General features: G+C 67.5%; 13 protein-coding genes and 7 tRNA genes. 15 read left to right on the top strand and 5 right to left on the bottom strand.

Going from position 1 to position 18721, the window contains the following annotated elements; genetic code table 11:
- Positions 1–4: 4 nt before the first annotated feature.
- Genes WJ16_RS10645 through WJ16_RS10635 form a run of 3 tightly spaced genes read right to left on the bottom strand, consistent with a single transcriptional unit; the run spans position 5 to position 5796 of the window.
- Positions 5–1420: an efflux transporter outer membrane subunit gene (locus WJ16_RS10645; protein WP_069257024.1), complete on the bottom strand. Its 1416-nt coding sequence runs from the start codon at positions 1418–1420 to the stop codon at positions 5–7.
- Positions 1413–2588, bottom strand: a complete 1176-nt coding sequence (locus tag WJ16_RS10640; RefSeq protein WP_069257023.1) for an efflux RND transporter periplasmic adaptor subunit — start codon at positions 2586–2588, stop codon at positions 1413–1415. Before WJ16_RS10640 ends, WJ16_RS10645 begins: the two co-directional genes overlap by 8 nt.
- Complete coding sequence (locus WJ16_RS10635; protein WP_069257022.1) at positions 2578–5796, bottom strand: efflux RND transporter permease subunit; 3219 nt, start codon at positions 5794–5796, stop codon at positions 2578–2580. The genes WJ16_RS10640 and WJ16_RS10635 overlap by 11 nt, the downstream gene beginning before the upstream one ends.
- A 297-nt stretch (positions 5797–6093) precedes the next feature.
- Here WJ16_RS10635 and WJ16_RS10630 point away from each other — a divergent pair, with 297 nt between their 5' ends.
- From WJ16_RS10630 to WJ16_RS10605, 6 genes are all read left to right on the top strand, one after another.
- A complete protein-coding gene (locus WJ16_RS10630) occupies positions 6094–6453 on the top strand; it encodes a hypothetical protein (RefSeq protein WP_069257021.1) in 360 nt (119 codons plus the stop codon).
- 141 nt (positions 6454–6594) lie between these two features.
- Positions 6595–8487 (top strand): extracellular solute-binding protein, encoded by a 1893-nt coding sequence (locus tag WJ16_RS10625; protein ID WP_069257020.1) that lies wholly within the window; start codon positions 6595–6597, stop codon positions 8485–8487.
- A gap of 51 nt (positions 8488–8538) precedes the next feature.
- A complete protein-coding gene (locus WJ16_RS10620) occupies positions 8539–9582 on the top strand; it encodes a microcin C ABC transporter permease YejB (RefSeq protein WP_069257019.1) in 1044 nt (347 codons plus the stop codon).
- Positions 9583–9630: 48 nt separating this feature from the next.
- Complete coding sequence (locus WJ16_RS10615; protein ID WP_069257018.1) at positions 9631–10728, top strand: ABC transporter permease; 1098 nt, start codon at positions 9631–9633, stop codon at positions 10726–10728.
- On the top strand, positions 10725–12350 hold the full coding sequence (locus tag WJ16_RS10610) for an ABC transporter ATP-binding protein (RefSeq protein WP_069257017.1): 1626 nt from the start codon (positions 10725–10727) through the stop codon (positions 12348–12350). Before WJ16_RS10615 ends, WJ16_RS10610 begins: the two co-directional genes overlap by 4 nt.
- Before the next feature lie 128 nt (positions 12351–12478).
- Complete coding sequence (locus WJ16_RS10605) at positions 12479–13153, top strand: C40 family peptidase (protein WP_069257016.1); 675 nt, start codon at positions 12479–12481, stop codon at positions 13151–13153.
- Between the two features lie 162 nt (positions 13154–13315).
- On the opposite strand, the gene WJ16_RS10600 is transcribed toward WJ16_RS10605, so the two are convergent.
- Complete coding sequence (locus WJ16_RS10600) at positions 13316–14242, bottom strand: patatin-like phospholipase family protein (RefSeq protein WP_069257015.1); 927 nt, start codon at positions 14240–14242, stop codon at positions 13316–13318.
- Between the two features lie 280 nt (positions 14243–14522).
- Between WJ16_RS10600 and gltX the strand changes: the two genes are divergently transcribed.
- From gltX to WJ16_RS10555, 9 genes are all read left to right on the top strand, one after another.
- Complete coding sequence (gene gltX, locus WJ16_RS10595) at positions 14523–15932, top strand: glutamate--tRNA ligase (RefSeq protein WP_069257014.1); 1410 nt, start codon at positions 14523–14525, stop codon at positions 15930–15932.
- Between the two features lie 128 nt (positions 15933–16060).
- Positions 16061–16136 (top strand) — tRNA-Ala (locus tag WJ16_RS10590).
- Between the two features lie 138 nt (positions 16137–16274).
- Positions 16275–16350: transfer RNA gene (locus tag WJ16_RS10585), tRNA-Glu, on the top strand.
- A gap of 79 nt (positions 16351–16429) precedes the next feature.
- A tRNA-Asp gene (locus WJ16_RS10580) sits at positions 16430–16506 on the top strand.
- A gap of 63 nt (positions 16507–16569) precedes the next feature.
- Positions 16570–16645, top strand: a tRNA-Glu gene (locus tag WJ16_RS10575).
- A 79-nt stretch (positions 16646–16724) separates the two neighbouring features.
- Positions 16725–16801 (top strand) — tRNA-Asp (locus WJ16_RS10570).
- Between the two features lie 66 nt (positions 16802–16867).
- A tRNA-Glu gene (locus tag WJ16_RS10565) sits at positions 16868–16943 on the top strand.
- 72 nt (positions 16944–17015) lie between these two features.
- Positions 17016–17092, top strand: a tRNA-Asp gene (locus WJ16_RS10560).
- A 209-nt stretch (positions 17093–17301) separates the two neighbouring features.
- Positions 17302–17766: a GNAT family N-acetyltransferase gene (locus WJ16_RS10555; protein WP_069257013.1), complete on the top strand. Its 465-nt coding sequence runs from the start codon at positions 17302–17304 to the stop codon at positions 17764–17766.
- Positions 17767–17792: 26 nt separating this feature from the next.
- On the opposite strand, the gene WJ16_RS10550 is transcribed toward WJ16_RS10555, so the two are convergent.
- Positions 17793–18668 carry an AraC family transcriptional regulator gene (locus WJ16_RS10550; RefSeq protein WP_069258030.1) on the bottom strand — a complete coding sequence of 292 codons (876 nt, stop codon included), beginning with the start codon at positions 18666–18668 and terminating at the stop codon, positions 17793–17795.
- Positions 18669–18721 lie beyond the last annotated feature (53 nt).

Here is an 18721-nt window from a genome sequence, read left to right as displayed (position 1 = left end):
TCGTTCATGAACCCGCGTCGTGCCAGCCGCCGCCGAGTGCGCGTACGAGCCCGACGGATGCCTGCAGGCGCCGCGCGTCGACGTCGAGCGACGCGATCTGCGTATCGAGTTCGGTCGTCTGCGCGGTGACCACGTCGAGATAGCTGACCGCGCCGTCGCGATAGCGCGACATCGCCAGCGCGAGCGAATGCCGCGCCGCGGCGCGCGCCGCGTCGTCCTGGTCCGATTCGTCGCCGAGGCGGTGCAACTGCGCCAGCTCGTCCTCGACTTCGCGGAACGCCTGCAGCACCACCGCGCGGTAGCGCGCGCCCTGTTCGTCGAACTGCGCACGCGCGTTGCGTATGCCGGCGGCGCGCCGGCCCCCGTCGAACAGCGTCGTCGCGAGACGCGGTCCGAGCGACCAGATCTCGTTTGGCGCGGCGAGCCACGGCGAAAACGTGTCGCTCTGGAATCCGGCGTCGAGGCCGAGCGACAGGTCGGGAAAGTACGCGGCGCGTGCGACGCCGATCCGCGCGTTCGCGGCCGCGACGCGGCGCTCGGCCGCGGCGACGTCCGGCCGGCGCTCGAGCAGCGTCGACGCGAGCCCCGTCGGAATCGACGGCACGCCCGGCAGCGCAGCCACGGGCGGCAGCGAGAACGTCGACGCCGATTCGCCCACGAGTGCCGCGATCGCGTGCTCGTCGAGCGCGCGACGCGCGGCGATGTCGGACGCGCGTGCCCGGGCGAGCGCGAGCTGTGTTTGCGCACGCGATACGTCGAGCCCCGATGCGAGACCGCCGCGATGGCGGCTGACGGTGAGTTGCCACGCACGGCGGTACGTGTCGATCGTCTGCGCGAGCGTGTCCGCTTCACGGTCGAGTCCTGCGAGGTCGAAGTAGGTGCTGGCGACGCCGGCCTGCAGGCTGAGCCGGACCGACGCGAGCGCGTCGCCGGCTGCCTGCGCATCGTCGCGACCGGCCGCGACCGCGTTGCGGACCTTGCCCCACAGATCGACGTCGTAGCCGAATCCCGCGTCGAGCGTGTTCGATTCGTAGACGTCGGGCTGACCGCTGCCGCGCAACGGCCGGCGCGCGGACTGACGGTCGCGGTCCGTTTCGGCACCGATGCCGAGGGTCGGCAACAACGCGGCATGCGCGCCGTCGAACAGCGCGACGGCTTCGTCGTGCCTTGCGACGGCGGCGGCCAGGTCGGGATTCGCGCGGGCGACGAGCGGTTCGAGCCGATCGAGTGTCGCGTCGCCGTATACGCGCCACCAGCCGTCGCGCGGCAGGCGATCGGCCGGCGCGGCATCGACCCATGCGCCCGTTTCGCGAAACGCGGCCGGCACGGGAACGGCCGGCGCACGATAGGTCGGCGCCAACGAGCAGCCGGCGAGCAGCGCTACGCTGCCCAGCCACACGGCAAGCAGTCGGTCAGCCATGGGCACGCTCCGTCGTCGCGGCGCCGGCGATACGCACGGGGTCGCCGTCCGCGAGCGAATCGGGCGGATTGTCGATCACGCGGTCGGCCGCCGCGAGCCCCGACGCGAGCACCACGCGCGTGCCGAGATCGGTCGCGATCGCCACGTTGCGCAGCCGTGCATGCCCGGTTGCGTCGAGCACGGCGACCTGCAACCCGTCGTGACGGAAGATCAGCGTGCTCGCCGGAATCGACAGCGCGTGCGCGGCGCCCGGCATCGCGATGCGCACCTGCGCGTATTCGCCCGGGAACAGCGTGCCTGCCGGGTTGGCGATCGAGAATTGCGCGAGCAGCGTGCCGGACGCCGGATCGATCGACTGGGCGGAATCCGCGAGCGTGGCGTCGAACGTGATGCCGGGGCGCTCTGGCACGGTCAGCGCGACATGCATGCCCGCGCGGATCGCGGCCGCGTCGTCTTGCGGGACGTGCACGTACAGCCGCAGCCGTCGCGCGTCCGACACGGTGAAGAGCTCGGCGCCGTTGCCGCTGCCCGCGTCGATCAGCGCGCCGACATCGGTCTTGCGGGCCGTCACGATGCCGTCGAACGGCGCGGTGAGCCGCTTGAACGATTCGAGCGCTTCGAGTCGCCGGACGTTGGCGGTGCTCGCCGCGACGGCCGCGCGTTTCGCATCGAGGTCGCTGCGTTTCTCGTCGGCTTCCTGCCGCGAAACGGAATCCTGCGCGAGCATCTCGGCCCAGCGGGCAGCGGTGACGGCCGCGAGCCGTTCGTTCGCGCTCGCGCTCTGCAGGTCGGCGCGTGCCTGCTGCAACTGCTGGTCGAGATCGGGTGTGTCGATCGACGCGAGCAACTGGCCGGCCTTCACGTGCGCGCCGATGTCCGCGTACCACGCGTGCAGGTAGCCCGGCACGCGCGCGTAGATCGGCGCGTCGACGTACGCGTCGAGCCGGCCGGGCAGCACCAGCGCGTCGGCCGCGGCCGGCTGCGGCGCCACCGTCGCGACGGTCGGGATCGCCTGTTGCGCGGTCCACGCGGCGACCGCGTGCGCATCGTGCAGGCGTGCGACGAGGCCGGCCGCCGCGACCGCAAGCGCGGCGACGGCGCCCGCGATCGCGAGCGGTTTCAGATAGCGCGGCGTGCCGGGGGGGCGGACTTCGAATTCAGTGGACATGCTGTTCTCCCGGGGTGAGGGACAGGGATTCGGAACGGGGCGCGCGATCGCGCCGGTGGACGAGGCTGAACACGACGGGTACGAACACCAGTGTCGCGACGGTGGCGCACAGCAGGCCGCCGATGACCGCGCGGCCGAGCGGCGCGTTCTGCTCTCCGCCGTCGCCGAGGCCGAGCGCCATCGGCGCCATGCCGATGATCATCGCGAGCGCGGTCATCATCACGGGCCGAAACCGCGTGAAGCCGGCCTCGAGCGCGGCGACGGCCGCGTCGGCGGTATGCGCGAGCCGTTCGCGCGCGAAGGTCACGACGAGGATGCTGTTCGCGGTTGCGACGCCCATGCACAGGATCGCGCCCGTCAAGGCGGGCACCGACAGCGGCGTGCGCGTGACGAACAGCATCCAGACGATGCCGGCGAGCGCCGCGGGCAGGCCGCTCACGATCACGAATGCGTCGCGCCACGAATGGAAGTTGACGACGATCAGCAGGTAGATCAGCAGGACCGCGCCGGCGAGGCCCGCGAGCAGGCCGCCGAACGCGCTGTTCATCGTCTGCACCTGACCGCGCAGGGTCACGCGCGATCCCTTGGGCAAGCCGGCCGCGTTCGCGCGCAGCACGCGTTCGATGTCGGCGCTGACCGCCCCGAGATCGCGATCCTGCGTCGTCGCGAAGATGTCGTACAGCGGGGCGATGTCGTAGTGCGACACGACCGCGTCGGTCTGGCCGCGCACGATTGTCGCGAGCCCGCCGAGCAGTTGCGGCGTGCCCGAGCGGCCCGTGACGGGCAACGCGCGCAGGTCCGACAGCGACGTCATCCGGTACTGGGGCGTCTGCGCGACGATCGGATACGACACGCCGTTGTGCGGATCGAGCCAGTAGGTCGGCGACACCTGGCTCGTGCCGGACAGGCTGGCGACCACGGCATTCGTGACGTCCTGCTCGGTGATGCCGAGTTGCGCGGCGCGCGTGCGGTCGACCGACACCGTGAACTGCGGATAGGTCGACGCCTGCTGCACGCGCGCGTCCGCGACGCCCGGCACGCTGCGGATGCGCCGCAGCAGGGCGGCGGCATACGCGCGGTTGGCGGCACGGTCGGGGCCCGTCACCTGCACGTCGATCGGCGCGGGCGCGCCGAAGTTGAGGATCTGGCTCACGATGTCGGCGGGCAGGAACGAGAACGTCACGCCGGGAAACGCGCGCGGCAGTTGCGTACGCAACTGCCTGACATAGTCGGCCGTGGGCGCGTGATCGCCCGTGAGCGACACGAGGATGTCGCCGTCCTGCGGGCCGATCGTGCCGCTGTTGCTGTACGTCAGGTTGATCCCGCTGTTCGGCAGGCCCATGTTGTCGACAATGCTCGCGACTGCGCGCGGCGGCACGACGTCGCGCGCAGTCTGCTCGACGTGGTCGAACAGCGCGGCCGTTTCCTCGATGCGCGTGCCGATCGGTGCGCGCACGTGGATCGCGATTTCGCCCGCGTCGACCGACGGGAAGAAATTGCGGCCGAGCCATGGCACCAGCGCGAACGACACCGCGACCGCGGCAACGAACAGCGTGACGAAGCGCGCGCGATGCACGAGCGCGAGGCCGAGCACGGCGCGGTAGCCGGCGCGCAGTGCCGCGAAGCGGCGCTCGAACCCGTGCTGGAACGCGACGAGCGGATGGCGCGCGCGCGGCGGCGGGAACGGCACACCGTGCGGCGCGAGCGCGGCCGCCGGATGCGCGGCGTGCGGCTTCAACAGGTAGCGGGCCATCGTCGGCACGAACGTGCGCGACAGCACGAACGACGCGATCATCGCGAAGATCACGGCTTCGGCCATCGGGACGAACAGGAAGCGGGCCACGCCGTCGAGCAGCAGCATCGGCACGAACACGATGCAGATGCACAGCAGCGACACGAACGCCGGCGCGACGATCTGCGACGCGCCGTCGAGGATCGCATCGCGCACGTTCTTGCCCTGTTCGAGATGCCAGTTCACGTTCTCGATCGTGACGGTGGCATCGTCGACGAGAATGCCGACCGCGAGCGCGAGGCCGCCGAGCGTCATCACGTTGAGCGTCTCGCCCACGGCCGCGAGCGCCGCGATCGCGGCCAGCACGGCGAGCGGAATGGACGCGGCGATGATCAGCGTCGAGCGCCAGCTGCCGAGGAACAGCAGGATCATCGCCGACGTGAGTGCGGCGGCGATCAGGCCTTCGCGCGCCACGCCGCTCACGGCGCCCTTGACGAACACCGACTGGTCGCCCATCACGACGAGCCTGAGCGACGGCGGCAGCGTCGCCTCGATGCGCGGCAACTGCGCCTTGACGCCTGCGATGATGTCGAGCGTCGATGCCGAGCCGCTTTTCAGCACGCTCATCAGCACCGCGCGACGGCCGTCGACGCGCACGATGTTGCCCTGAGGAGGAAAGCCGTCGCGGACGTGCGCGACGTCGCGCATGAAGATCACCGCGCCGTTCACGGTCCGGATCGGCAGCGCATTGATCTGGTCGATGGTCAGCGGGCTGTCGTTGAGCCGGATGTTGTATTCGAAGCCGCCGATCTTCTGCGTGCCGGCCGGAATGATCTGGTTCTGCTGCGCGAGCGCGGTGGCGACGTCCTGTGCGGACAGCCCCTTGGCCTGCAGCGCCTGCGGATCGAGGTCGATCTGCACCTGGCGCACCTTGCCGCCGTACGGCGACGGAATCGCGACCCCCGCGACGGACAGCAACTGCGGCCGGATCACGTTGGTGGCGTAGTCGCCGAGCTGCTGCTCGTCGAGCATGTCGCTCGTCAGCGCCAGTTGCAGCACGGGCACGGTCGACGCGTTGTAGTTGAGGATCTGCGGCGGCGTGGTGCCCGGCGGCATCTGCTTGAGCACGGTCTGCGAGATCGACGTGACCTGCGCGGTCGCGGTGCGGATGTCGACGCTCGGCTGGAAGAAGATCTTGACGATCCCGAAGCTGCGAAACGACTGCGACTCGATGTGCGCGACGTCGTTGACCGTCGTGCCGAGCGTGCGTTCGTAGTAGGTGACGATGCGCCCGGCCATGTCGGCCGGTTGCAGGCCCGCGTAATTCCACACGACGCTGATGACCGGAATCCGGATGTCGGGGAAGATGTCGGTCGGCGTGCGCAGCGCCGCGAGCGGCCCCGCGATCAGGATCAGCAGCGCGAGGACGATGAAGGTGTAGGGGCGCGCGAGCGCGAGTCGGACGAGTTTCAGCATCGGCGAGGTCTCCGCCGGCGCGGGGCGCCGGTCTGTCAGCGAGTTGCCGACGCGCGGCGGGTGCCCGGTTCGGCTCGCGCAGTGTGCGTGGCGGCGCTTAACGCGGGGCGCGGGCCAGGATGAAAGATGTTTTAGGAACCGGGGGCGAGGGGGCAGGGCGGACGCCGATTGTTACAAGACGTTAGCGCGGGCTCATCGTTGCGATGAGACGCATCAGTTCTTACAAACTTGAAATATGCGGACGCGGTGCTTGCCGTTATAGTCGAATCACACATGACACAACCAGAAGAGGAATTCATGAAGACTTTGCGTGTTGCCTCGCTCTTGACCGGTATGACGGCCTTGCTCGTGTCGGGCGCAGCAATGGCGGGAGTCAATGTCGGGATCAATCTCGGCGTTCCGGCACCGGTCTACGTCGCGCCTGCGCCCGTGTATGCGCCGCCGCCCCCGCCGCCGGTCGTCTATCAGCCTGCGCCGGTCTACGCGCCGGCCCCTGTCTACGCACCGGCGCCGACCATCGTGATCGGCTGGCACGGCGACCGCTACTGGGACGGCCGTCGCTACTGGGGCCGCGACGAGTGGTACCGCCATCACGGCCGCGGCTGGGGCGGCGATCGCGGCCACTGGGATCACGGCCGCCACAACGGCTGGCGCTGATCGCCGGTGCGCGCGCCTCGTGCGCGCGCCCGCGATCCGCTCGTGAAGAAACCGCCCGTGTGGCGGTTTTCTTTTGGCTCGCACGCTCGAATGGGTAGAATCGTTCCTCGTTACTACCCTTATTCGATCGACAGGGCTTCTATGACGAAGGGTTCGCCCCGGGCCGCCGCCGCGCGAGCCCGCTTCGGCGCGCTGCGTGCGGTACGGGCGGTGCAGGCCGCCGGCCGCGCGGCCGCGACGATTGCGCTGTACGCGGTGCTGGCGGCGCCGGCCGCGCACGCGGCCTACGCCATCGCCCAGTACGGCGAGCCGAAATATCCGCCGGGCTTCAAACATTTCGACTACGTCAATCCCGACGCGCCGAAGGGCGGCACGCTCGTGCTCGCGAACCCGAACCGGCTGACGTCGTTCGACAAGTTCAATCCGTTCACGATGCGCGGCAACCCGGCGCCGGGCATCGACATGCTGTTCGAGAGCCTCGCGACCGGCAGCTCGGACGAGCCGTCGTCCGCGTACGGGCTGCTCGCCGACGACATCGACATCGCGCCGAATCGGCGCTCGGTCACGTTCCATCTGAATCCGCGCGCGCGCTTCTCGAACGGCGATCGCGTCACCGCCGACGACGTCAAGTTCTCGTTCGACACGCTGAAGAGCAAGCAGGCCGCGCCGCAATTCGGCGCGTATTTCGCGGAGATCGCGAAGGCGGTGGTCGTCGATCCGGGCACCGTGCGCTTCGAGTTCCGCAGCGCGAACCGCGAATTGCCGCTGATCGCAGGCGGCGTGCCGGTGTTTTCGCGCAAGTGGGGGGTGCGCGCGGACGGTTCGCGCATCCCGTTCGACCAGCTCGCGTTCGAGCAGCCGATCGGCAGCGGCCCTTACCTGATCGAGCGCTACGACAACGGCCGCAACATCACGTACCGGCGCAACCCCGCATACTGGGGCGTCGACCTGCCGGTGCGGGTCGGCACGAACAACTTCGAGCGGATCGTCTACAAGCTGTACGGCGACGGCGTCGCGCGGCTCGAGGCGTTCAAGGCCGGCGATTACGACGTGCTCGTCGAGTACATCGCGCGCAACTGGACGCGCCGCGACGTCGGCAAGCGCTTCGACAGCGGCGAGCTCGTCAAGCGCGAATTCCGCCAGCACAACGGCGCGGGCATGCAGGGCTTCTTCATGAACCTGCGCCGCCCGCTGTTTCGCGACGTGCGCGTGCGGCAGGCGCTCGACCTCGCGTTCGACTTCGAATGGCTGAACCGCCAGCTGTTCTACGGCGCCTACACGCGTCTGGACAGCTATTTCGCCGACACCGACCTGCAGGCGACCGGCACGCCCGGCCCCGGCGAGCTGAAGCTGCTGGAGCCGCTGCGCGCGCAGCTCGACCCGGCCGTGTTCGGCCCGATGGTCACGCAGCCGGACACGAACCCGCCGGGCTCGCTGCGCGCGAATCTGCTGAAGGCGCGCGCGCTGCTCGCGCAAGCCGGCTGGACCTATCGCGACGGCGCGCTGCGCAACGCGAAGGGCGAGTCGTTCACGTTCGAGATCCTCGACGATTCGGGCGCGGCGATGGAAGGGATCGTCGCGGCCTACCAGCGCAACCTCGCGAAGCTCGGCATCGTCGCGCGCTTTCGCACGGCCGATTTCGCGCTGCTGCAGAAGCGTCTCGACGCGTTCGACTACGACATGACGACGATCCGCTTGCCGGGTGTGCAGGTGCCCGGGGCCGAGCAATACTCGCGGTACGCCAGCAAGTTCGCCGACGAGCCGGGCTCCGACAACCTCATCGGGTTGAAGTCGCCGGCCGTCGACGCGTTGCTGCACGCGCTGGGTACCGCGCAGACGCGCGAAGACCTGCTCGACGCGACCCATGCGCTCGACCGCGTGCTGATGCACGGCTACTACGCGGTTCCGCAGTGGTACAGCACGACGCACCGAATCGCGTACAAGCGCACGCTCGCCTATCCGCAGACGCTGCCGCTGTACTATTCGGCCGAGGGCTGGGTGGTGTCGACCTGGTGGGCGAAGCCCGATCACTGACCCTGCCGCCCGTACGTCCAACCCCGCCTACCGATCGCGAGTCGACGCCCTATGTGGAGCTACATCCTCAAACGCCTGCTGCTGATGATCCCGACGCTCGTCGGCGTGCTGACCCTCACGTTCGCGGTGATCCAGTTCGTGCCGGGCGGCCCCGTCGAACAGGCCGTGCAGGAGTTGCGCAAGGGCGCGACGGAGCAGGGCGCGGTGCCGTTCGGGATGCGCGCGCATACCGGCGTCGACGCGCAGCAGCTCGCGCAGCTCAAGGCGCTGTACGGTTTCGACAAACCGCCGCTCGAACGCTACTGGCTGATGCTCAAGCGTTTCGCGCGCTTCGATCTCGGCGACAGCTACTTCCGTCACCAGAGCGTGTGGTCGCTGGTCGTGCAGAAGCTGCCCGTGTCGATCAGCATCGGGCTGTGGACGTTCTTCCTCACCTATCTGATATCGGTGCCGCTCGGCATCGCGAAGGCCGTGCGCAACGGGTCGCCGTTCGACGTCGCGACGAGCCTCGTCGTGCTAGTCGGCTATGCGATTCCGGGCTTCGTGCTCGGCGTGCTGCTGCTCGTGCTGTTCGGCGGCGGCTCGTTCTGGCAGATTTTCCCGCTGCGCGGGCTCACGTCGGACAACTTCGCGCAGCTGTCGCTTGTCGGCAAGGTGCTCGACTATCTGTGGCATATCGCGTTGCCGATCACCGCGTCGGTCGTCGGCAGCTTCGCGGTCGTCACGATGCTCACGAAGAACGCGTTCCTCGACGAGATCCGCAAGCAATACGTGCTGACCGCGCGCGCGAAAGGGCTCGCCGAGCGCACGGTGCTGTGGAAGCACGTGTTCCGCAATGCGATGCTGCCGCTGATCGTCGGCTTCCCGGCCGCGTTCATCGGCGCGTTCTTCACCGGCAGCCTGCTGATCGAGACGCTGTTCTCGCTCGACGGCCTCGGGCTGCTGTCGTACGAATCGGTCGTGCGGCGCGACTACCCGGTCGTGCTCGGCACGTTGTACCTGTTCACGCTGATCGGACTGGCGACCAAGCTGATCTCGGATCTCTGCTACGTGTGGGTCGACCCGCGCATTCAATTCGACAACCTGGAGCGCTGACATGAAACCATCCGTCCGCATGCCCGGCGTCACCGGGCGAGGTGCGCGATGAGCGGTGCCATCGACACGTCCCGCCTGGACGCCGCGCGCGCGCGAGTGTCCCCGTCGCCCGCGCGCCGCGTGTGGCAGCGCTTCCGGCAGCAGCGGCTCGGCTACTGGAGCTTCGTGATCTTCTTCGCCGCGTTCGCCGCGAGCCTCGCGGCGCCGCTATGGTCGAACGACAAGCCGCTCGTCGTCCGCTACGACGGCCAGACCTATTTCCCGCTGTTCCATGCGTATCCGGAAACGACCTTCGGCGGCGACTTCCCGACCCCGGCCGATTATCTCGATCCGTATGTGCGTAAGCGGCTCGAGGCGCCCGGCAATTTCGTCGTCTATCCGCCGAACCGTTACTACTACGACACGCTGAACTACTTCTCGAACGTGCCGAATCCCGCACCGCCGTCGCGCGAGAACCTGCTCGGCACCGACGCGCAGGGGCGCGACCTGCTCGCGCGGCTCGTGTACGGGTTCCGCGTGTCGGTCGAGTTCGGGCTGATCCTCACCGTGATCGGCACGCTGATCGGCATTGCCGCGGGCGCCGTGCAGGGCTTTTTCGGCGGCCGCATCGACATCGTCGGGCAGCGGCTGATCGAAATCTGGAGTTCGCTGCCCGAGTTGTACCTGCTGATCATCTTCGCGTCGATCTTCGAGCCGAGCTTCCTGCTGCTGATCGTGCTGCTGTCGCTGTTCGGCTGGATCGGGCTCGCCGATTACGTGCGTGCGGAATTCCTGCGCAACCGCACGCAGGACTACGTGCGCGCGGCGCGTGCGATGGGGCTTACGAACTGGCAGATCATCTGGCGCCATGTGCTGCCGAACAGTCTCACGCCGGTGATCACGTTCCTGCCGTTCCGGATGAGCGGTGCGATCCTCGCGCTCACGAGTCTCGATTTCCTCGGGCTCGGCGTGCCGCCGCCGACGCCGAGCCTTGGCGAGCTGCTTGCGCAGGGCAAGGGCAATCTCGACGCGTGGTGGATCTCGCTGTCGACGTTCGGCGTGCTGGTCGCGACGCTGCTGCTGCTGACGTTCATGGGCGACGCACTGCGCAACGCGCTCGACACGCGGATCGCCGATTCGGTGCGGGCCGCGGGAGGCCAGCGATGAGCACGATTTCCGCATCGCCTTCGCCGGGCGAACCGCTGCTGTCGCTGGAGGGCCTGCACGTGCGCTTCGGCGACACGGTCGTGGTGGACGACGTGACGCTCGCGATCGGGCGCGGCGAGCGCGTCGCGCTGGTCGGCGAGTCGGGGTCGGGCAAGAGCGTCACGGCGCTGTCGATCCTGCGGCTGCTGCGCGACGCCGACGTGAGCGGCGCGATCCGCTTCGCGGGGCAGGACCTTTCGGCCAAGAGCGAGCGCGAGATGCGCGGGCTGCGCGGCTCGGACATCGCGATGATTTTCCAGGAGCCGATGACGGCGCTCAATCCGCTCTATACGATCGGCGCGCAGATCGGTGAGACGATCGTGCTGCACGACGGCGTGTCGGCGGTCGAGGCGCGCAAGCGCGCGATCGCGTTGCTCGCGCGCACGGGCATTGCGGAGCCGGAGAGGCGTGTCGACAGCTATCCGCACCAGTTGTCGGGCGGCCAGCGCCAGCGCGCGATGATCGCGATGGCGCTCGCGTGCCGGCCGCGCCTGCTGCTGGCCGACGAGCCGACCACCGCGCTCGACGTGACGATCCGCGCGCAGATCGTCGACCTGCTGCTGGAGCTGCAGCGCGAGGAAGCGGAAAAGCGCGGGATGGCGATCCTGCTCATCACGCACGACCTGAATCTCGTGCGGCACTTCGCGGATCGCGTTGCGGTGATGGAGCGCGGCCGGCTCGTCGAGAGCGGGCCGGTCGAGCGGATCTTCGCGGCGCCCGAGCATCCGTATACGCAGCGGCTGCTGAACAGCCGGCCGCAGCGCGCGGTCGCGCCGGTGATCCCGATCGCGCCCGTCGTGCTCGACGCGCACCACGTGAGTGTGCAGTTCGCGCGTCGGCGGCCGGGTATCGCCGGCTGGTTCGGCACGGTGCCGGTGACGGCCGTCGCGGACGTGTCGGTCTCGGTGCGGCAGGGCGAGACGCTCGGCATCGTCGGCGAATCGGGGTCGGGCAAGTCGACGCTCGCGATGGCGCTGCTCGGCCTGCAGAAGACGGCCGGCGGCACGATCGAATTCCAGGGGCGCGCGCTGTCGACCTATCGCGGCCGCGAGCAGACCGCGCTGCGCTCGAACATGCAGGTCGTCTTTCAGGACCCGTTCAGTTCGCTTTCGCCGCGTCACACGATCGAGCGGATCGTCGGCGAGGGGCTCGAGCTGCATCGGCCGGACATGACGCCCGATGCGCGCCGCGCGAAGTCGCTTGCGGTGCTGCGCGAAGTCGGCCTCGACCGGACGGTGCTGCATCGTTATCCGCACGAATTCTCGGGCGGCCAGCGCCAGCGGATCGCGATCGCGCGGGCGCTGGTGCTGGAGCCGCGCATCCTGATCCTCGACGAGCCGACCTCCGCGCTCGACGTGTCGATCCAGCAGCAGGTGCTGAAACTGCTCGCGAATTTGCAACAGAAATACAACCTCGGCTATGTGTTCATCAGCCACGACCTGGAGGTGATCGGGGCGATGGCGCACCGCGTCGCGGTGATGCAGGACGGGGCGGTGGTCGAGTCGGGGGAGGTGGCCGACATCTTCGGCAGACCGTCACATCCTTACACACAAAAGCTGTTGAAAGCGGTCTGGAAAGCGTGATAGGCCGCCAATGGTCTGACCATCTCGATTGTATTTATTAATTTGTTTTGACAAACGATTACGCGCTGGCTAGTATCGACCGAAATTTTCCGCCAATCAGCTGATTTTTAAGCAAATTCCATCGACCAATGCAGCATCGATCCCTGACCCAGGCATGCGCGCGCACCGTCGCCGGGCTGTTCATCGGCGCCCTGTTCGCAGCAGCTCCCGGCGCTTTCGCCGACGAAGTCAGCAGTTTTAACCAGAATGTCACCAATTCGACTCAGATCGGGTCGGGTTCCTCCCTCCAGCAGACCAGCGCGCAGCCGTCGAGCGGCGGCGCGAAGTCGTTCCTCGCGGGCATGGCCGGCAAGGCGGGCGACGTGGTCGTCGGCGCGCTGAACATGATCGGCGTGCGCTATCGCTGGGGCGGCAACTCGCCGGATTCGGGCCTCGACTGCAGCGGCTTCGTGCGCTACGTGTTCCAGGACACCCTCGGGATGTCGCTGCCGCGCCGTGCGGAAGAGATGAGCCGCGTCGGCGAGAAGGTGAGCATGAGCAACCTGAAGCCGGGCGACCTCGTGTTCTTCAACACGATGCGCCGCACGTTCTCGCACGTCGGCATCTACATCGGCGACAACAAGTTCGTGCACTCGCCATCGACGGGCAGCACCATCCGTGTCGACGATCTCGATAGCGGCTACTGGGAAAAGCGCTTCACCGGCGCGCGCCGGCTCGAATCGGAGTTCCCGATGAAGCCGGAAGACCTGCGTCAGCGCGTGCGCGCGACGATCGGCGACGATTCGGCGAACGGCAACAACTGACGTTCGACGGCCGTCCCGGCCGGATCGAAAAAACCCTGTCACCGAAAGGCGGCAGGGTTTTTTGTTTTGGGGCGGCGCAAGCGGCGAGCCGACACGGCGTTCGCCGTGTGCATGCCGGCGGCGCGCGCCGGCATGCGTGGCGGTTACGTGCCTGTTGCGCGCTTACGCGGCAGCCGTGCCGCGCGCTGCCGCGAGCTTGCGCTGCAGTTCCGGCATGATGCGCGCGACGGCTTCCTCGCCCGCGAGGATGGCCGCGTTGCGCTGGTTGAAGTCGCTGCCGCCCATGGCCGCGAGGTTCGGGCGGATCACGACGTCCGCATACTTGTCGAGCTCGTAGGTCTTGATCGTCTGGCCCATGATCGTGAAGGTCTGCAGCAGCATCTCGATCGGGTTGTTGGTCGCCGCGCCGTCGGGACGGGCCGAGATGTCGACCGCGATCACGAAGCTCGCGCCCATCTTGCGCGCAAACGACGCGGGCACGGGGCTCACGAGGCCGCCGTCGACATATTCGCGGCTGCCGATCTTCACCGGTTCGAACACCGACGGCACGCTGCACGACGCGCGTACCGCGAGCCCCGCATTGCCCTGCTGGAACAGGATCGGCTGACCGCTCTGCAGATCGGTCGCGACGATGCCGAGCGGCTTCGCCATCTTTTCGATCGGCCGGTTGTTGAGCGTCTTGTTCAGGAAGTTCTGCAGCGCCACGCCTTGCAGCAGCCCGCGCGAGCGGAACGGCAGCGCCCAGTCGCTGATTGCCGCCTGGTCCATGTCGAGCGCGATCTTGTTGATCTGCAGTGCGCTCATGCCCGATGCATAGAGTGCGCCGACCACCGAGCCCGCGCTTGTGCCCGCGACGATTTCAATCGGGATGCCGCGTGCCTCGAGCGCCTTCAGCACGCCGATGTGCGAGAAGCCGCGCGCGGCGCCGCCGCCGAGGGCGATGCCGATCTTCACGGGCTTCTCGTGCGGCTGCGTGGCGCCGGATGCGGTATCCGGACGGGATTTGTCGCCGAACGACGTGCAGGCGGCGAGGCTGGCGGACGCGGCGGCGATCGTGAAGTGGCGGCGCGACAGGCGAGGGGACGACATCGAATGATTCTCCGGCGGCTTGGCGGCGGGTTACACGGCCCGCGGCGGCGATAGGTTCCGAGCGGCCGCGCGGCAGGTTCCGGGCGGCCGGCGCCGCGCCGGCTGGCGGCCGCGGCGCGCACATCATAAAGCAAGCGGTGCGCTTGGCGCGATGTCCGGCGCGAGTATAATTCCGGCTTCTTTCCCGTTCCGGGCGTCGCCGGCCCCGCTGCTGTCCGGGTTGCCGCCGTCGATCCCGCGTCGAATCATTCATGCGCCCCAGGCGTTCGAGTTACCGTTTATGACCCGTCCTGTCCGTACCCGCTTCGCGCCGAGTCCCACCGGCTTCATCCACCTCGGCAACATCCGCTCCGCACTCTATCCGTGGGCGTTCGCCCGCAAGATGAAGGGCACGTTCGTGCTGCGCATCGAGGATACCGACGTCGAGCGCTCGTCGCAGGAAGCGGTCGATGCGATCCTCGAGGGGATGCAGTGGCTCGGCCTGGATTTCGACGAAGGCCCGATCTACCAGATGCAGCGGATGGACCGCTATCGCGAGGTGCTCGCGCAGATGCTCGAGAAGGGTCTCGCGTACCCGTGCTACATGTCGGCCGAGGAACTCGACGCGCTGCGCGAACGCCAGCGCGAGGCCGGCCTGAAGCCGCGCTACGACGGCACGTGGCGTCCGGAGCCCGGCAAGGTGCTGCCGGAGCCGCCGGCCGGCGTGAAGCCGGTGCTGCGCTTCCGTAATCCGCTGACGGGCACGGTCGTGTGGGACGACGCCGTGAAGGGGCGCGTCGAGATCTCGAACGAAGAACTCGATGACCTCGTGATCGCGCGCCCGGACGGCACGCCGATCTACAACTTCTGCGTGGTGGTGGACGACATGGACATGGGCATCACGCACGTGATCCGTGGCGACGACCACGTGAACAACACGCCGCGCCAGATCAACATCCTGAACGCACTCGGCGGCGAGCCGCCGGTCTACGCGCACCTGCCGACCGTGCTGAACGAGCAGGGCGAGAAGATGAGCAAGCGGCATGGCGCGATGAGCGTGATGGCGTACCGCGACGCGGGCTTCCTGCCGGAGGCCGTCGTCAACTATCTCGCGCGCCTCGGCTGGTCGCACGGCGACGCGGAGATCTTCTCGCGCGAGCAGTTCGTCGAATGGTTCGATCTCGAGCATCTCGGCAAGTCGCCTGCGCAGTACGACCACAGCAAGCTGAGCTGGCTGAACGCGCATTACATCAAGGAAGCGGACAACGCGCGCCTCGCCGAGCTGGCCAAGCCGTTCCTCGACGCACTCGGCATCGAGGACGCGGCGATCGCGACGGGCCCGGCGCTCGATGCCGTGGTCGGACTGATGAAGGATCGCGCGACGACGGTCAAGGAGATCGCGGAAGGCGCTGCGATGTTCTACCGGGTGCCGGCGCCGGAAGCCGATGCGCTGGCGCAGCACGTGACCGATGCGGTGCGTCCGGCGCTGGCCGATCTCGTCACCGCGCTGAAGGCGGCCGACTGGACGAAGGAGGCCGTGTCCGCGGCGCTGAAGGCGACGCTCGGCGCGCACAAGCTGAAGATGCCGCAACTGGCGATGCCGGTGCGGCTGCTGGTGGCGGGTACGACGCACACGCCGTCGATCGATGCGGTGCTGGTGCTGTTCGGTCGTGACGTCGTGGTGTCGCGCATCGAGGCCGCGCTGGCCTGAGGTTCGGGTGCGAGCGAAGCTGCCCGTGCACGACATCGCGGCAGCTTCGCAAAAAAATTCGCGCGAATCGCAAAAAGGGTATTTACAAGTTCAAAGTAGGTCCATATAATCTCATTTCTGTTCTGCAAGGGGGTATAGCTCAGCTGGGAGAGCGCTTGCATGGCATGCAAGAGGTCAGCGGTTCGATCCCGCTTACCTCCACCATCAGAACAAGCTGGGTTGATTTGCGAAGCAGCGGTGGTAATAAATGCTTCACAAAATGATTCAAAGCAGTTAGAATTTCGGCCTTCGCTGTTGATTGAAAAATGAATAGCGAAAGTCAGACAAATCTGAAAAGATTTTGTCCCCTTCGTCTAGAGGCCTAGGACATCACCCTTTCACGGTGAGTACAGGGGTTCGAATCCCCTAGGGGACGCCAGATTCAGCGGCGTTTCGTAGAAATGTCGCAACGCTTGCAGGAACGTAACCGACGTCCTGCGGGTGAGGGTAAGAAAGCTGGAGCGGTAGTTCAGTCGGTTAGAATACCGGCCTGTCACGCCGGGGGTCGCGGGTTCGAGTCCCGTCCGCTCCGCCAGAACGAAGCCCGTTCAAGACGTTTTTGAGCGGGCTTTTGTATTAAAGATGTAAGCAGTACGTTGTCCCCTTCGTCTAGAGGCCTAGGACATCACCCTTTCACGGTGAGTACAGGGGTTCGAATCCCCTAGGGGACGCCAGATTCAGCGGCGTTTCGTAGAAGTGCCGCAACGCTTGCAGGAACGTGACACCGTCCTGCAGGCGCGAGTAAGAAAAGCTGGAGCGGTAGTTCAGTTGGTTAGAATACCGGCCTGTCACGCCGGGGGTCGCGGGTTCGAGCCCCGTCCGCTCCGCCAGAACGAAGCCCGTTCAAAGAACGTTTTTTGAACGGGCTTTTGCATTAAGGATGTAAGCAGTACGTTGTCCCCTTCGTCTAGAGGCCTAGGACATCACCCTTTCACGGTGAGTACAGGGGTTCGAATCCCCTAGGGGACGCCAGATTTCGGTGTCGTTCGAACAAACGATGCGCCGGCAGGAAGCAACCGACGCCTGCCAGGCAGTAGTAAGACTGGAGCGGTAGTTCAGTCGGTTAGAATACCGGCCTGTCACGCCGGGGGTCGCGGGTTCGAGTCCCGTCCGCTCCGCCAGAAAAATGAAGAAGCCCGCCTTGTGCGGGCTTCTTCATTTGCATTTCCGATTGCGTCTGCTGGCGGGCGCGTGGCTGCGGAGGGGAGGAAGCCATGCAGGCAAGCACAGCACTTCCGCTCATCCGGCGTCGAACCGCTACGAGAAATTCGCGATTGCATCCGCGCGCGACTGCGCTATCGTGGCGGGGTGCGTTCTTGACCCCTGCGCGATGCTCGATCCGACCGACCTGCGACTCCTGTATCAGCTCCGGCCCGCGGAAGCCGGCGATTTTCCGTTCGCCGAAGCGCTGACGCACGGCAACATGGGCGGCTATTACAAGCGTCACGGGCTCGTGTGGCGAAGCGACCTGTTCTACGCGAGCTGGCGCGAATCCGAGAACTTCATCCTGGAAGCCGACGGCGAGCGCATCGGCGTGCTGCGCGTGACCGAAGAGGGCGACTCGCTGCACATCCGCGACGTACAGATCGCGGCCGGCCATCGCGGGCAGGGCGCCGGCACCTACATGCTCGACATGGCGCACCGCTGGGCGCGTGCGCGCGGGCTGCACGAACTGCAGCTGCGCGTGTTCGTCGACAATCCTGCCGCGCGTCTCTACCTGCGCATGGGCTATCGGGTTGCCGGGTCGCGGCTCGCGCAGCTCGGCTCGATTCGCCACATGGTGCGGCCGGTCTGACGCGCGGACGACCCCGCGCGACGCGTTCAGCGGGCAGCGTCGATCGCGTCGTCGTCCGGCGTTTCGTCGTCCGCGAGGCGGCCTTCCGGGCCGCGGTGCTCGTAGCCGCGCAGCATGAATGCGCGCGGGCTTTCGCCGAACGCGCGTCGGAACATCGCAGAAAAGGCGCTTTGGCTCTGATAGCCGAGTTCGCGGGCGATATGCGATAGCGGGCGCCCCTGGTTCAGCAGCGGAATGGCCCGAGCCAGCAGCGCCTGCTGGCGCCACTGCGAAAAGCTCACCCCCAGTTCCTGCCTGAAGAGCCGTGAAATCGTGCGCGTGCTCGCACCGACCTCGCTCGCCCAGTGTTCGAGCGACTCCGCATGCGCCGGGTGCGCGAGCACCGATTCGCACAGCAGGCGCAGCCGTTTTTCATCGGGCATCGGCACCGCGAGCGGCAGCGGTTCGGCGCGACTCAGCTCGTCGAGTACGAGCTCGCACAGCAGGCGCTCGCGCGCGGCGTTCAGGCCGCGCGCGTCGAGTGCGACGATCAGTTCGCGCAGGAGCCCCGTCACCTCGACGACACGGCACGCATCGAGCCCGTCCGGCACGATCGACGCGTCGATATACAGCGTGCGCAAATACGCTTCTTCGACGATCACGACTTCGTGCGTCACGCGAGGCGGCACCCAGATCGCACGGGACGGTGGCACCATCCAGGTCGTGCCGGTCGTCGCGACGCGCAGCACGCCGCGCGACGCGTATGCGAGCTGCGCCCACGCATGCGTGTGCAGCGGGATGCGGCGTCCGGCGTCGACCTGCCGTGCGCGCACGCGCATCGGGTGAACGGTGGTCGGCGCGAATTCGGGCGGAATGTCGATGACGTCCGAGTTCGGTACGTCGGCTTGGGCGGGCGGATTCATGGACGATTCGGGCAGCGCGGCGGCGATGCCGTTATTGTAGAAGGCGCCGCGAA

Source organism: Burkholderia metallica (assembly GCF_001718555.1).
Lineage (GTDB): Bacteria > Pseudomonadota > Gammaproteobacteria > Burkholderiales > Burkholderiaceae > Burkholderia > Burkholderia metallica.
This window is presented reverse-complemented; position numbering and strand designations above follow the sequence as displayed.

What these genes read in the sequence shown, in the direction of transcription:
- WJ16_RS10615 (WP_069257018.1), top strand. Translation starts at nt 9,631, where the DNA reads ATGAGCGGTGCCATCGACACGTCCCGCCTGGACGCCGCGCGCGCGCGA.
- WJ16_RS10625 (WP_069257020.1), top strand. Translation starts at nt 6,595, where the DNA reads ATGACGAAGGGTTCGCCCCGGGCCGCCGCCGCGCGAGCCCGCTTCGGC.
- gltX (WP_069257014.1), top strand. Translation starts at nt 14,523, where the DNA reads ATGACCCGTCCTGTCCGTACCCGCTTCGCGCCGAGTCCCACCGGCTTC.
- WJ16_RS10640 (WP_069257023.1), bottom strand. Translation starts at nt 2,588, where the DNA reads ATGTCCACTGAATTCGAAGTCCGCCCCCCCGGCACGCCGCGCTATCTG.
- WJ16_RS10605 (WP_069257016.1), top strand. Translation starts at nt 12,479, where the DNA reads ATGCAGCATCGATCCCTGACCCAGGCATGCGCGCGCACCGTCGCCGGG.
- WJ16_RS10620 (WP_069257019.1), top strand. Translation starts at nt 8,539, where the DNA reads ATGTGGAGCTACATCCTCAAACGCCTGCTGCTGATGATCCCGACGCTC.
- WJ16_RS10555 (WP_069257013.1), top strand. Translation starts at nt 17,302, where the DNA reads ATGCTCGATCCGACCGACCTGCGACTCCTGTATCAGCTCCGGCCCGCG.
- WJ16_RS10645 (WP_069257024.1), bottom strand. Translation starts at nt 1,420, where the DNA reads ATGGCTGACCGACTGCTTGCCGTGTGGCTGGGCAGCGTAGCGCTGCTC.
- WJ16_RS10635 (WP_069257022.1), bottom strand. Translation starts at nt 5,796, where the DNA reads ATGCTGAAACTCGTCCGACTCGCGCTCGCGCGCCCCTACACCTTCATC.
- WJ16_RS10550 (WP_069258030.1), bottom strand. Translation starts at nt 18,668, where the DNA reads ATGAATCCGCCCGCCCAAGCCGACGTACCGAACTCGGACGTCATCGAC.
- WJ16_RS10610 (WP_069257017.1), top strand. Translation starts at nt 10,725, where the DNA reads ATGAGCACGATTTCCGCATCGCCTTCGCCGGGCGAACCGCTGCTGTCG.
- WJ16_RS10630 (WP_069257021.1), top strand. Translation starts at nt 6,094, where the DNA reads ATGAAGACTTTGCGTGTTGCCTCGCTCTTGACCGGTATGACGGCCTTG.
- WJ16_RS10600 (WP_069257015.1), bottom strand. Translation starts at nt 14,242, where the DNA reads ATGTCGTCCCCTCGCCTGTCGCGCCGCCACTTCACGATCGCCGCCGCG.